The following is a 12,917-nucleotide window of genomic DNA, read 5'->3' as shown; positions in this document are numbered from 1 at the left end:
TAGCAGGTAGCGAGCCCGGAGGCTATGACATACACAGCACAGGGTAAAATTACCCAGACCACGTTATTGGAGGAATACCTGCCAGCAGTGCGGCGCCAGGCGCTGTCGCTGCAGGTCAAGTTGCCCTCGAGCATTGATCTGGACGACCTGATCCAGGCCGGCATGGTCGGTTTGTTGGATGCACTGGGCCGTTTCGATCCCAATGCAGGAGCCGCCTTCATGCCGTTCGCCAGTCAGCGTATTCGCGGCGCCATGATCGATGAGCTGCGCTCCCGCGACTGGCTGCCACGCAGCGTACGCCGCAGTGCGCGCGAGGTCGACCGGGTGATGCACGCGCTGGAGCAGCGCCTGGGCCGGCCGCCCGAGGAGCGCGAGGTGGCTGCGGAGCTGGGCATGTCACTCGCGGATTACCAGGAACTGCTGACCGATGTCAACAATGGCTTCCTGCTGCCCTTTGAGGAAATGGTGGCAGAGGGCGGGGAGCCGGAGGCAAACGAGGCCGGCCCACGGTCACCGTTCGCCGCACTGCTCGAGGGCGAGCAACGCGATTTGCTGATCCAGGCCATCAAGGCCCTGCCCGAGCGGGAAAAGACTCTTATGGGCCTGTATTATCAGGAAGAACTCAATCTCAGAGAGATCGGCGAGGTCCTCGGCGTCAGTGAGTCCCGGGTCTGTCAATTGCACAGCCAGGCCATCAGCCGCCTGCGGGCCAGGTTGAACGAAGCGGCCTGAGGCGTTTTTCCCACGGCAAGGCAATTTATTCTTCAAGATCCCCCGCCCGCCGCCGATATTGTTCACGACAGTCACTGAGCTACCTTCTGCTGCATGGCAATGGCTGTCCGGTCAGCCGTGGTTGGCCGATTATCCTCTATTGAGTCAGACGGTCAGGAGACGGTTACATGAATCACGAATACGCCCCCCGCAAGCCAGCAAATGCCATTGCGGCTTCATGCCACCGCACGCTTGCGGTGTTGGCATTCAGCCTGCTGAGTGCTACTGCAATGGCATGCGAACAACCCAGCTTTGCGGCGGCGATACCCAACGGCAAATCCGCCAGCGAGACCGAAATGGCCGAGGCACAACAGGCGGTCAAGGCCTATGTCAGCGCGGGTGAAGCCTACATCGCCTGTCTTGAGAGCGAGGGTGGCAGCTCCTCACCGGTGTTTGCGCGGCTGCGCAATGAAACCATCGATGGCATGGAGAAGGTGGCGGCAACCTTCAATCGCCAGCTGCGTTCCTACCGCAAGAACAGCTGATCCACGCTGGACGCTGCGTGCGCCGGTCGCCTCCAGACAGGATAGTGTCCTTTCCCGATATCCGGGAAATCGAAGCCCAGGCTGCTGACTGGGTAGTGCGTCTGGACAGCGATACCAGCACCGCAGAGACCCGGGCCGCGTTTGCCGAGTGGCGTAAGCGCAGTGCACTGCATGGCGAGGCCTATGATCGTCTGCGTGGCCTGTGGGATACGCTCGATGCTGACGGGGAACTGGCAGGCCGCGCAACCGGCGATGTCGCCGCGGATCTGGCTCGCGCCGGACCGTGGACGAGGCCGCCGGGCAGGACGCGATGGTGGGCCGTCGCCGCATCGGTAGCGTTGCTGGGCGTGACGGTGGCCATACTGTTTCACCAGCAGGGGCCATAGCGCAGTCCACGCCAGGCAGGTTTTCCCGGCACGGTCGGTTGCCGTCCAGTTTTGGGGCGCAGCCGAACGGGTTTTCAGCTTATTCCTGAACCATTAAATCGCTATTCCGGTCGAGTTCCTCGAACAGCGTCTGGATGTCGTTCTCGTTGTTGTAAAAGTGGGGTGAGATGCGGATATTGCCGTCCCGGCAGGAGACGACGATGCCGGCCTCGCCCAGCCGCGCGACCAACTTCAGCATGTCGGTGGAGCGTAGCGCGATCATCGCCCCGTGGGGCCAGTCGCCAGTGGCAGAGACCCAGCCGCGCGCGGCGGCTTCTCGCTTGATGGCATCGGTGATGAGGGTGTTCTGCGCTGCAATCGCGTCTATTCCGGTGTCATGCACAATGTCAAGACCAGCCCGGCAGGCTCCGATGGCGCTGACCGTCGGCGTGCCTCCCTCGAACCTTCGTGCCGAGTACGCAGGCACATTTTCCGCAATGGCCATCGCCGACACATCTTCCTGGGCAAACCATCCGCTGGTGGCGGGCTGCAGTGTGTCCACCAGTTCACCCTTCACATACAAATACGCCATGCCAGCCGTTCCCATCAGGTACTTGAGATACCCGCCCAGCAGCACGTCTGCATCCAGTGCTTTCACATCTACAGGAAAGGTGCCCACTGCCTGGTAGGCGTCGACGATCATCAGCGCCCCGTGTGCGTGGGCCAGCTCCGCAATGGCGCCAACATCAAGTTTACGACCGTTGCGGTAGCAGATGTAGGGTACAGAAACTACGGCAGTGGTTGAATCTATGGCCTGGGCAAAACGGCCAAGCACGTCCCCCGGATCGACACAGTCCTCAAGTTCGACCCGGTGCACGACAGCACCGCGGCGTTTCTGCGCATGCCAGATCTGGGCGGTGGTAGGAAAATCATGCGAGGTCACTACCACCTTGTTGCGCTTGCCAGTGAAGTCCAGGCAGCTTGTAAGCGTGTTGAGTCCTGCTGACAGCGAAGGTACCAGAGCAATCTCTGATGCCTGCGCGCCGAGCAGCATCGCAGTACTCTCGCGAAGCCTTTCCTGGTCGCCCACCCACTGCTCCCAGCTGGCGCCGTGGCTGTCACGGTCGTCGAGGTATTGCTCCAGGGCCCGGCGAACGCTGTCGGCCAGGGCACCGTAGGAACAGCTGTTGAGATAGGTCTTCCGGTCCAGTATGGGGAAGTGGCTGCGCACCTTGTTGATATCCATCGGGGTCTCAATGTCCTTGGGTCAGTGAATATAGGAAATGATCAGAATGGCCAGAATGACAGCGGGAACCACCCACTTCAGCCAGATGAACAGAAAATCCGTGAGCTTGCTGGCACCGAACTCGCTGACCACCGCTACCTGCTTGAGACGCCAGGTAAGGCCGATAATGGCGAGTGCGCTACCAACGGCGAGCATGCCTGAGCCAAACAGCAGGTCCATGATCGCGACCGCTCCCGGATTGAAACCCGGGATGATCATGATCAGCGCCTCTACCACGCCGAATACGATGATAGTGCGCTTGCGATTCAGGCCGTGGGTGCTTTCGTCGTCGCTGATGCTGCCAAATACAACTTCGAGAGCGGCGAGACCTGACAAGAATGCAACCAGCAGGAGCGCAAGAAGGAAAAATGAACCCAGTATGCGTCCGTTGTCCATCTGCGCGAACAGTTGTGCGAGTGACTCGAACAACAGGGTGGGCCCCGCCGCGGGGCTGATGCCGTATACAAGGATGGTCGGAAAAATGAACATGGCTGCGAGCAGTGCTGCGCTGGTGTCGGCGCCGGCGGTCGCTATCGCTCCCCGCCAGAGCGAGGCTCCGCGACTCAGGTAGCTGCCGTAGATGACCATGATGGTTCCCCCCAGACCAACGGAGAATACCGCCTGGCCGAGCGCGGCAAACACTGATGTCGGAGTGATCTGGGAGAAATCCGGGGTCAGGAAAAGCCGCATTTTTTCTGGAGCGCCCTCCAGGCCCAGGGTCTGGATGGTCAGGTAGATAATCACCAGGAAGAAAAACGGCACGAATAGCTTGCTGACGCGCTCGATACCCTCATGTAAGCCCCGGTAAGCCACCCAGAGGATCCCTGCGAGTACCGCCAGTGCAAGCAAATAGCGAGTAGGGCCGTGCTCAAGTTGTTGCACGAAAGCCTGCTGATGCTCTCCGGCAAAGCCGGTGGTGAACGATGTCCAGGTCATCAGGGCGACATTGCCGATCACAACGAGATAGTAAGAACCGGAACAGAGCATGCCCAAAACCAGCATATAGCCCAATGCGCGCCCTGTCCGTGGTCCATAGCATGTGGCAAAGGCTGTGATGGTGCCGCCGCGGGAGCTCCTGCCCAGGGCCCATTCTCCGGTCAGTGCAGGGACGGCAATAAGCAGTACAAAGAGCAGATAGATCAGCAGAAATGCACTGCCGCCATAGGAACCCATCATGTAGGGGAAACGCCAGATATTACCGAGCCCGATAGCGGCCCCTGCCATTGTCAGGACGGCCGCCAGGGAAGATGAAAATTGCTGGCGCAGCATGTATCCACGGTCTCCTGTGATGAACCTGCTGGTGAGTGAGTCAGGCAGCAGTTTGCCGGGCAACTTAGCACGGTAGCTTCTGCAGGTAGATTCCTATTTTAGGCCTCGCGCCCTATTTAGAACAAACACCCTAATCCAAACTTGAAATGAGTCGGGCAATGAGGGATTTTGCTTTAACCATGAAGTAATCGAATGTCAGGAGCGCCAGGACAGAAAGCATGGATGAGCCAGTAATCGTTCAGCCCAAGCCTTATCACGTCACTGTGGAAGCAGGCAGGCGCTACCTGTGGTGCAGTTGTGGTCTCAGTAAGACACAGCCTTTCTGCGATCAGTCCCATGTTGGAACCACTTTCCGACCAGTGCTTCACACGGCAACCGAAACCCGCTCGGTGCTGTTTTGTGGTTGCAAGCATACCCGGGAGCAACCGTTTTGCGATGGCTCGCATAATAACCTGGTGGATGAATACATTACTGACGACCGGCCCCGGGAAGTGCTGCTGGCCCAGACAGAGCTTGCAAGGTTCGACGCCACCGGCAAGGCGCTGCTCGATGGCGGCTGTTATGTGCGCCGGCATGAACAGCTGCATTGGACCCACCGCGGCGGCCTTGCCCTGGCGCCGATCATCAGCGGCCTGGACGGTGCCGAATTCATTGCCCAATCAGCAGTGAAACTGGACGACGATGAAAGCCAGGTTTTCAGCGTGGCTGGTGCGGAAGTGGTGCTTTTCTGCCTCACGGGAAAGGGCAGCGTTACGATTTCCGGCAGGAACTTCCCCCTGCGACCGCGCGGTGGCGCCCTGATCCGCAAGGGAGAGGCCTTCCGCATTGCCCGGGAGAGTGACTCGGAGCCACTGCAGCTGCTGATGACGCTGTGCCCGGGTGACGCCAGCCTGGAGCTCGTCGACAGCATGCCCGACCGCTTCGATAGCCGATATGCCGAGCGCACTGCGATATACGACGAATCCTCTCGCAAAACCATGGCCGACCGGTTCTACCAGGTCCTCATCGGCGAAGGCACCGGAAGTGACGAGGTGAGCCAGTTTATCGGCGAAGTGCCGCAGTCCAAGGCAGCGCCACACCGCCACCTTTACGAGGAAGCGATTGTCATACTGTCCGGCTACGGCACGCTCTGGACCGAGACCCTGCGTGCGCCGGTTCGCGCTGGTGATCTGATTTTCCTACCCGCGAAGCAGGAACATTCGCTGGAGTGCGAGAGTCCCGACGGCATGATGTTGGCCGGACATTTTTATCCGGCCGGAGAGCCCAATATCAATTACTGATACCAAGAACCTGTTTCCATATTTGCAATCAAGGAGAATAACCACATGTCCAAATCAAGACTATGCCGATATTCAGGCACACTAAAAGTCGGTTCAGCAGCGGTGCTGGCACTCTCGGCAGCGGGAGCACCTCAGGTTCTGGCGCAGAGTCTGGAAGAGGTTGTTGTTACTGCCAGTAAAATGGGCGCAAGCAGCGTCCAGGATCTGGCCAATATCGTAACTGTGCTGGGCAATGATGAGCTGGAAAACCGGGGGGCGTTTGAATTTACCGATTTCGCGGGCAGCGTCCCGGGACTTCAATTCCAGGATCTGGGTCCGGGTGACAAGGAATTCATCATTCGTGGTGTCAATTCCTCGGGTCCGTCGACGGTAGGTTTCTATTTTGACGAGGCCGTGATCACCGGCAGCAACGCCCAGGATGGCGGTGGCCGCAACCCGGATATCAAGCTCATTGATATTGAGCGTATCGAAGTGCTCAACGGCCCCCAGGGCACCCAGTACGGCGCCAACTCAATGAGCGGCCTTATCCGCTACACGCCCGCCAAGCCGAACTTCGACGGGTTCTCGGGCGAGGTCGCTGCCGACTTCAGCGACACCCGGGAAGGGAGCGATAACCAGGTCTACTCGGGGGTGCTGAATGTTCCCCTCATCGATAATGTGCTGGCCGCGCGGGCAGTGGCCTGGCGCGTCGACAACAGCGGCTGGATCGATCAGTCGCGCGCCATCGGTGGGCCATACGAGGATGTCAATGATGAGGAAACCAACGGTGGCCGGTTGATGTTGCGCTACACGCCCGATGACCGCCTGAGCATTGATCTCAGTTACCTTCGGCAGGAGACAACAGCCGGCGGCAGTTCCCGTTATACACCGAAAGGTGTTACCAGTTTTGGCAGTGCCGATGCGGGCTTCCCGCCCATCACCGCCTCTTCACATTTCGAGAACACGGATATCACGCGCAGTCCCTGGGATGATGAGATGGAGCTGTTCAGTCTCACCGCCTCCTACCGCTTCGACAGCGGTTTGCTGACAGCCACTGCAAACCAGTTCAACCGCGACATCCACTTCAACTTTGATTCCTCACCTATCCTGTTTTTCTTTGGTGTGCCGCTCCCGGGCATCACTTCACAGCCTCAAGGTCGCGACATATTTTCAGGCGAGATCCGCTTTGCCTCGACCCTTGACGGCCCGCTGCAGTTCCTGGTGGGGGCGTTCATGCAGCGCGAAGATACGGATTTTGCTGTCCATGTGGTCAGTGTCAACGACAACGGTCTTGCCGATCCGTTCATTCCCGGGCCCGACAATAACGCCCTCGGCCCTGAGGGCGGGACCACCTTCTTTGGCCGCTATGTCAATGGCGACCTGGAGCAGAACGCCCTTTTTGGCGAGATAAGCTATGACATCAACAATGACTTCGAACTGACGGTCGGCGCTCGTTATTTCGACTCTACATTGGAGTCCACGGAAGGCACGTTTCATGATTTCGGCTCCGCGGCAGCACTCGGGCCATTCAGCAACAAGGATGACGAAGACAAGGTTACCGGAAAGATCAGTCTTTCCTACCGCCCGAGCGATGCCTTGAATATCTATGGCACCGTGTCCCAGGGCTTTCGTGTAGGCGGGCTCAACCAGGCCGATATCAGCTTTACCGAGAATGTCCCGGCCTCCTATGGCGCGGATGAGCTGATCAACTATGAACTCGGGGTGAAGTCCCGGTTTGCCGGAGGCAGGCTGTCATTGCAGGGCGCGATCTACCAGATAGTCTGGGAAGACATGCAGGTGCAAACCCTCGACGTCCAGAGTGGCATTCCATTCATCACCAATGCCGGGGAATCCGAGATCAACGGCCTGGAATTCAACATGAATGCTACCGTTACCAGTGCACTGGAACTGCAGCTAGGGCTTACCCTGGTCGACGCGGAACTGACTGAAGACCAGCCCTTCGTGGACGAGGGCGAGGATCGTGGTTTTAGCGGCGATAGCATACCGAACATCCCCGATGTCCAGGGTTTCGCGGCGCTGACCTATACCACCGCACTGTCAATGGGAGAACTCAAATTGCGTGGCGATGTCACTTATCGCGGCGATGCTGACACCCGCTTTGATACAGCCAGTGAGTTCAATCGAGAGCTGGATGCCTACGCATTGGTGAATCTGCGCGCTTCCCTGACATTGTCCAACGATCTCGAGCTGACCCTCTATGGCAAGAACGTCACTGACGAACGGGCGGAATTTGACGCCATTGCCAGTGTGCAGGACCCTCTGGCAGTAGTGGGATCGCGGCCTCGTACTCTGGGTATTGCCATTCGCAAGAGTTTCTAGCTGCTGGATGCGTATGTGTTCCCGCAGAAAGCCTACGGGCTTTTTGCGGGCTCCTCCGGGGAGGCAACTGAAAACATGCGTAAGGAATCCGGAATGGCTCGCAGCGCTGCCTCGGTCATCACCGGTTTGAACAGTTGCAGTATCAGTTGGTACCCCTCCTGCATGGTGGCCATGTCCACCGTGTCCTGTTCTACTCGTGCGAAGCTGAGCCAGAAGTCGGAAACTATCCAGGAAATACGGATCAGGTCGCGCAATTGCTCATCGGTCAGGTCGGGCTGCAGTACTCCCGCTTTCGCCAGGGCTTTGAAAAAGCGATAGACCTTGTCCATCCTCTGGCGCCGCACTTGATTGAAGCGGAACTTCAGTTCCGGGTCGTTTTCCAGCAGTATGTTGAGTTCCTGGTAAAAGAATCGGTAACGCCAGATAAGGCGATATTGGCGCAGGGCCATCCGGGCCATGTGGTCGAGGGTAGGGCGCGTTGCATCATCCGCCCAGTTGCGAATCTCCACTTCCATCTGATTCCAGATATCGAAGATGATCTCTTCCTTGGAAGCATAATGGTAGTGCAGGTTGCCTTTGCTGATCCCGGCCGCCTCTGCGATACGGTTGCTGGAAACACTGGATGCGCTGGCCTCGTTGAACAGGCTAATCGCGGCCTCCAGAATCCTTGTCTGTGTCTCGCGTGTAGCCATAAACCCCCAAGCTCCAGTGTCCTCAAAACGAAGCGTATGATAGCAATCGACAGTGGCTGGCGACAGGATCGCTGTAAATGGACCAAGTCCGACAGCCTCGTGACTGGTGAAGTTCGGTGATGCGAGTGAAGCCAGGCGGTACAGTGGCCGCAGGTTGAGGCCGGCTGGGGCCCGGCCATGCGCGGGTCAGGCGGAGTGGGAAGGGCATGATGGACCCCCGGTTATACATTGAAACGGAGCGACCGTGGGAATGATTGATATTCGCAATATTGGCGGGCCGTATTACCTTCGGCATCTCCACTGGCTGTGCAGTGCACCGAGCCTCGTAGAAAATGCTGCCGTCTTCACCGTTGGCAAATGGTTGCCGGTGGACTTCGAGCAAAATTTGCAGGCAGTGTCCGGGAATGCCCGGCTGGCGGCAAGCCTTTCCGAAGCGGCGGGGAAGAAACTGGGGCACTATTTCGAGCAACTCTATGCCTGTCTGTTGACCGAGCTCCTGGGTTGGCAGATTCTGGCGCGCAACCTGCCGGTGCGTGACGGGGGCCGCACTCTGGGTGAGTTGGATTTTCTCGTGCGCAACCCCGCCACCGGTGAGGCCGAACACCACGAGGTCGCCGTCAAGTTCTACCTGGGCTGCCGGCCCGCCGGCGAAGGTGAGGTGCGCTGGTACGGGCCGGGCAGCAGGGACCGCCTGGACCTGAAGAGCCATCGTCTACTGGAACATCAGGCTCGACTGGCAGTACTGCCGGAGACACAGGCTCTGCTGGACGCGCTGGGCCTGCCGCATCCGGTCCGGTCACGGGTGCTGATGCCGGGTTATCTGTTCTATCCCCACGATGATTCCCTCCCGGCACCGGTCGGTGTGCCGGCCGATCATCAGCGCGGCACCTGGTTGAGGGCGACTGCGGTGGAGGACTCACAGCTGGAGTTCGCAGTGGTATTGCACAAGCCGGACTGGCTGGGGCCGTGGAGTCAGTCGCCTTCACCCGACAGCCGTCAGGCGATCGCTGCGGCCGGGCAGATAGCCGGCGGTGCCTCGCCGCGTCTGTTTGCGCGATTGCTGCAGGACCCTGCTACGGGACTGTGGCGTGAGCAGGAGCGTTTTTTTCTGGTGCCCGATGCCTGGCCATTTGCGGACAACATTTCCCGGCGCAGGCCTTGGCCCGACCGTGACTAACTGATTTAATCACCGCTGCACCTGGTCGGGCCCTCTACATGTATCACAATCCATCTCAGCTTACCCTCGCCGACGTGCGTGCGGGCTTCTGGCGCCTGCTGCCCCTGTCGCTGTTCGTGGCCGCCTTCGGGCTGGCCTTCGGGCTGGCCGGGGTTCAGGCTGGCCTCAGCGGCCTCGAAATCGTGGTGATGAGCGCCGCGGTGTTTGCCGGCACCGCGCAGTTTGCGGCACTGGATCTGTGGGGCCTGGAAGTACCCCTGCTGCCGCTGTTGGCGACGACCTTCGCGATCAATGCCCGCATGCTGCTGATGGGTGCCTCCCTGTATCCGTGGTTGCGCCAGGTTCCCCGGGCAAACGCTATGCCAGCCTGCTGGTTTTGTCTGACGCGAACTGGGCCATGACTCTGGCGGATTTCCAGCAGGGCAGGTCCAATCTCGGTTTGCTGGTGGGTGGGGGACTCGCATTGTGGTCGACCTGGCTGATCGGCACTGTCGTCGGCCTGGTGTTCGGCGCCGGTATCAACAATCCCGCCGCCTTCGGGCTGGACATGGTGCTGGGTTGCTTCATGTTGACCATGGCGCTCAGTGGCCGTCACAGCCGGCGTACGATGCTGGCCTGGGTGGTCGGCGGCTGCGCCGCTTATGGGGCCTACCGCTGGTTGCCGGAGAACAGCCATGTCATCGTCGGCGCGCTGGCCGGTGGGCTGGTGGGGGCGTTCTGGCTGGAGGAGACGGGCCGATGATAAGCACCGCGGAGGGGGGCGCGCTGTTGCTGATCGGGTTGATGGCACTGATCACACTGCTCACCCGCATCGGTGGTGTGCTGATGATGTCGCTGCTGCCTGTCAATGCCCGAGTCGAGAGCTTTATCAACGCGATGTCCGGCTCGGTGCTGATAGCCGTACTGGTCCCCATTGCGGTGGAGGGTGATAGCGGGGCGAGACTGGCCCTGCTGGCTACTGCAGGCACCATGGTGTTGAGCAAGCGACCGATGCTGGCGATTGCGGCCGGCATTGTGGTCGCTGCGCTCAGCCGGTGGGCCCTGGTGCCTTGAACACAGGGCTCAGCGCGCTATAGCCCTGGCGTGCCCCGCACAGCAGCTCGCCGATGAGGCAAACGGCTGCAGCGGGGAACAACTGCAGTATTAGTCGAACTCGCGCTCTACCTCGTCTGCCGCATCCTCGGCCGCATCGGAGGCGTCTTCAGCGGCATCGTCAATGCGTTCGCCGGCTTCCTCCGCCGGACCCTGATCCTCACAGGCGGTGAGAAAGCCCCCGCCGACAAATGCGAGAGTCAGTGCCAGCAGGCTGCTGCGCAGCAGCGGATTGTGTTTGATGGCTTCCATCATTATCCAGTTTCTCCTCAAGTCCATTGTTTCTGGCCGCCGCGCTCTCGCGGCTGTCGCCATTTCTCCTGCACGCGGCCAATCAGCTTGGCGCCGGTATCATCAGCATAGCACCTCTGAGGGTTAATGCCACTGGGGCAATCTTCTCAAGCAGCCTACTTTTTTTCCAGGATCCACTCGTGGCTGGGATCATTGCGGAAAATCCAGCGGCGCTCCGGCCCGGCCATGACATTCAGATAATACAGTTGATAACCGTAGGGAGTTCCTACCGGATGGTAGCCGCGCGGCACCATTACGACGTCATTGTCCTGCACCGTCATGGTCTCGTCGAGACTGTGATCGTCGGTATAGACGCGCTGGAAGGCAAAGCCCTGGGGGGGCGACAGCTTGTGATAGTAGGTCTCCTCCAGCGAAGTTTCAGCCGGAGCCGCATCCGTGTCGTGCTTGTGCGGCGGATAGCTGGACCAGTGGCCGTCCGGCGTGATGACCTCCACCACCAGCAGGCGCTCCGCCTCCACATTGCCGAAGAGTATGTTGCAGACCTTGCGCTGGTTGCTGCCGCTGCCCCTGAGCTCCCGCTGGCACTGCGCCGGGGTGATCAGGCGAGCCGGAAAGCGTCCTTCAGCCGGCGCCCAGCACACAGCCAGTTCCAGATTATCGTGGGCCCTTACCGTGAAGTCCTGTCCGGGAGGCAGGTAGACCGCATAGGGGGACCGGTCTTCGAATGCGGAGGTGCGCTCACCGATATTTTCCCAGCAATCGCTGCCGCTGCTGACGGTGGCCCTGCCAGCGACGATGACCAGACAGCATTCGCGCCCCGCAGTCTGATCCCTGAGTTCCTCACCGTCACCAAGCTGGTAGGCCTCAAAGCCGACATAGTGCCAGCCAGCGGATTGTGGCGTGATCTGCTGGATCCTGCCGCGGGAATCGGGCGCGGCGCTGCGCGATAACAGGGAACTCATGCTCGCTTCTCCTTTGCTGTGCTGCGTTTTCGTGTGCTCTTGCGGCTGGCGCCGCTACCCTCGCCGTTGCGATCCATTGCCAGCGCAGTACACAGGGCCTGTGCCAGACACATGGACGCGGTCAGGGAGCGGAAGGAGTAGACCTCCGCATCGTGGACGTCAAAACAGACCGTAGCGGCCTTGGCAATGCTGTTCAGGGAGCTGTCGCTGATGACGATGACGGGTATCTTGCGCTGGCGGGCCAGCTCTACCACCTGGGCGGTCTCCTCCGAATAGGGGCTGAAACTGGTGGCGATCAGGACATCGCCCGGGCTCATGGTCTGAGCGTGCTCGAACAGCATCCCCCCCATTCCGTGCAACAACTGGGCGCGGCATTCCACGTGGTTGAGGTTGTAGCTGATATAACTTGCGACGGGGAAGGAGCGGCGCTGGCCCATGACATAAATATGGTGGGCCTGCTGCAGCAGGCGTACCGCCTGTTCCAGGCTCTGGCCATCGATACCCTCCTGCAGGAATTCAAGTGCTGCCCGATTGGCTTCACAAAACTGTTCCAGCAAGCCCAGCGGGCCATCGTCCGGGGTTGTTGCACCAGCGCTGGCGACATCACGAAAACGCTCCTTGTAGCTGGCCGAACGTTCGGTCACATGAGCCTGGAATGGCCGCTGCATTTCGGTGAAGCCGGAGTAGCCGAAGGCCTTGGCAAAACGGATCAGCGCAGAGGGTTGCACCCCGGCCCGCTCTGCGATCACCGCAGTGGTTTCCATGGCCATGATGGTAGGATTGTCCCAGGCGAACTTCGCAATCTGGCGCAAACGCTTGCTGAGGCTGTTATAGCGTTCCGACATCTGCGCACGCAGGCTCTCATAGTCCGGTGGGGGATGTGGGGTCATGGCAGTGTCTTCTCCGGCGGTCACAGTGGCTGTACTGCAGGGCCTGCAGCGGGGATTACCATTTCACAGCTTGCGTCA

The 12,917-nt window shown here is 59.8% G+C and carries 15 protein-coding genes; 9 read left to right on the top strand and 6 right to left on the bottom strand.

Features of this window, described 5'->3' with window-relative positions:
• The first annotated feature begins 24 nt into the window (after window positions 1–24).
• The 3 genes from G3T16_RS01635 to G3T16_RS01625 all read left to right on the top strand — a co-directional run bounded on the left by G3T16_RS01635 (window position 25) and on the right by G3T16_RS01625 (window position 1,642).
• Window positions 25–732: an RNA polymerase sigma factor FliA gene (locus G3T16_RS01635; protein WP_163493546.1), complete on the top strand. Its 708-nt coding sequence runs from the start codon at window positions 25–27 to the stop codon at window positions 730–732.
• A gap of 167 nt (window positions 733–899) precedes the next feature.
• Entirely contained in the window at window positions 900–1,256 is a 357-nt protein-coding gene (locus G3T16_RS01630) for a hypothetical protein (RefSeq protein WP_163493545.1), read from the top strand.
• Between the two features lie 44 nt (window positions 1,257–1,300).
• Complete coding sequence (locus G3T16_RS01625) at window positions 1,301–1,642, top strand: FecR/PupR family sigma factor regulator (protein ID WP_163493544.1); 342 nt, start codon at window positions 1,301–1,303, stop codon at window positions 1,640–1,642.
• A gap of 79 nt (window positions 1,643–1,721) precedes the next feature.
• Here the strand turns inward: G3T16_RS01625 and G3T16_RS01620 are convergent, their stop codons facing one another.
• Window positions 1,722–2,867, bottom strand: coding sequence for an aminotransferase class V-fold PLP-dependent enzyme (locus tag G3T16_RS01620; protein ID WP_163493543.1), 1,146 nt, complete (start codon window positions 2,865–2,867; stop codon window positions 1,722–1,724).
• A gap of 21 nt (window positions 2,868–2,888) precedes the next feature.
• Window positions 2,889–4,175 (bottom strand): sodium-dependent transporter, encoded by a 1,287-nt coding sequence (locus tag G3T16_RS01615; protein WP_163493542.1) that lies wholly within the window; start codon window positions 4,173–4,175, stop codon window positions 2,889–2,891.
• 218 nt (window positions 4,176–4,393) lie between these two features.
• On the opposite strand from G3T16_RS01615, the gene G3T16_RS01610 reads away from it, so the two are divergent.
• Window positions 4,394–5,455, top strand: a complete 1,062-nt coding sequence (locus G3T16_RS01610) for a CDGSH iron-sulfur domain-containing protein (RefSeq protein ID WP_163493541.1) — start codon at window positions 4,394–4,396, stop codon at window positions 5,453–5,455.
• A gap of 45 nt (window positions 5,456–5,500) precedes the next feature.
• Entirely contained in the window at window positions 5,501–7,774 is a 2,274-nt protein-coding gene (locus G3T16_RS01605; RefSeq protein WP_163493540.1) for a TonB-dependent receptor, read from the top strand.
• A 32-nt stretch (window positions 7,775–7,806) separates the two neighbouring features.
• Here the strand turns inward: G3T16_RS01605 and G3T16_RS01600 are convergent, their stop codons facing one another.
• Window positions 7,807–8,466 (bottom strand): TetR/AcrR family transcriptional regulator, encoded by a 660-nt coding sequence (locus G3T16_RS01600; protein ID WP_163493539.1) that lies wholly within the window; start codon window positions 8,464–8,466, stop codon window positions 7,807–7,809.
• A 250-nt stretch (window positions 8,467–8,716) separates the two neighbouring features.
• Between G3T16_RS01600 and G3T16_RS01595 the strand changes: the two genes are divergently transcribed.
• The 4 genes from G3T16_RS01595 to G3T16_RS01585 are packed head-to-tail and all read left to right on the top strand — an operon-like array spanning window position 8,717 to window position 10,696.
• The gene (locus G3T16_RS01595; RefSeq protein ID WP_163493538.1) at window positions 8,717–9,643 is read left to right on the top strand and encodes a DUF1853 family protein; all 927 of its coding nucleotides are present in this window, start codon (window positions 8,717–8,719) and stop codon (window positions 9,641–9,643) included.
• A gap of 38 nt (window positions 9,644–9,681) precedes the next feature.
• Entirely contained in the window at window positions 9,682–10,044 is a 363-nt protein-coding gene (locus tag G3T16_RS21505) for an AzlC family ABC transporter permease (protein WP_232059218.1), read from the top strand.
• The gene (locus G3T16_RS21500) at window positions 10,041–10,385 is read left to right on the top strand and encodes a hypothetical protein (protein WP_232059217.1); all 345 of its coding nucleotides are present in this window, start codon (window positions 10,041–10,043) and stop codon (window positions 10,383–10,385) included. Before G3T16_RS21505 ends, G3T16_RS21500 begins: the two co-directional genes overlap by 4 nt.
• Entirely contained in the window at window positions 10,382–10,696 is a 315-nt protein-coding gene (locus tag G3T16_RS01585) for an AzlD family protein (protein WP_163493537.1), read from the top strand. Before G3T16_RS21500 ends, G3T16_RS01585 begins: the two co-directional genes overlap by 4 nt.
• Before the next feature lie 90 nt (window positions 10,697–10,786).
• Here G3T16_RS01585 and G3T16_RS01580 read toward each other — a convergent pair whose 3' ends face one another.
• The 3 genes from G3T16_RS01580 to G3T16_RS01570 form a co-directional block, all read right to left on the bottom strand.
• Window positions 10,787–10,990: a hypothetical protein gene (locus G3T16_RS01580; protein WP_197912074.1), complete on the bottom strand. Its 204-nt coding sequence runs from the start codon at window positions 10,988–10,990 to the stop codon at window positions 10,787–10,789.
• Between the two features lie 152 nt (window positions 10,991–11,142).
• A complete protein-coding gene (gene iolB / locus G3T16_RS01575) occupies window positions 11,143–11,949 on the bottom strand; it encodes a 5-deoxy-glucuronate isomerase (protein ID WP_163493536.1) in 807 nt (268 codons plus the stop codon).
• Window positions 11,946–12,839: a MurR/RpiR family transcriptional regulator gene (locus G3T16_RS01570; RefSeq protein ID WP_163493535.1), complete on the bottom strand. Its 894-nt coding sequence runs from the start codon at window positions 12,837–12,839 to the stop codon at window positions 11,946–11,948. The genes iolB and G3T16_RS01570 overlap by 4 nt, the downstream gene beginning before the upstream one ends.
• Between the last annotated feature and the right edge of the window lie 78 nt (window positions 12,840–12,917).

Source organism: Kineobactrum salinum (genome assembly GCF_010669285.1).
Taxonomy (GTDB): Bacteria; Pseudomonadota; Gammaproteobacteria; order Pseudomonadales; family Halieaceae; genus Kineobactrum; species Kineobactrum salinum.
Note: the sequence above shows the minus strand (reverse complement) of the source record. Positions and strands in the feature narration are given on the sequence as shown.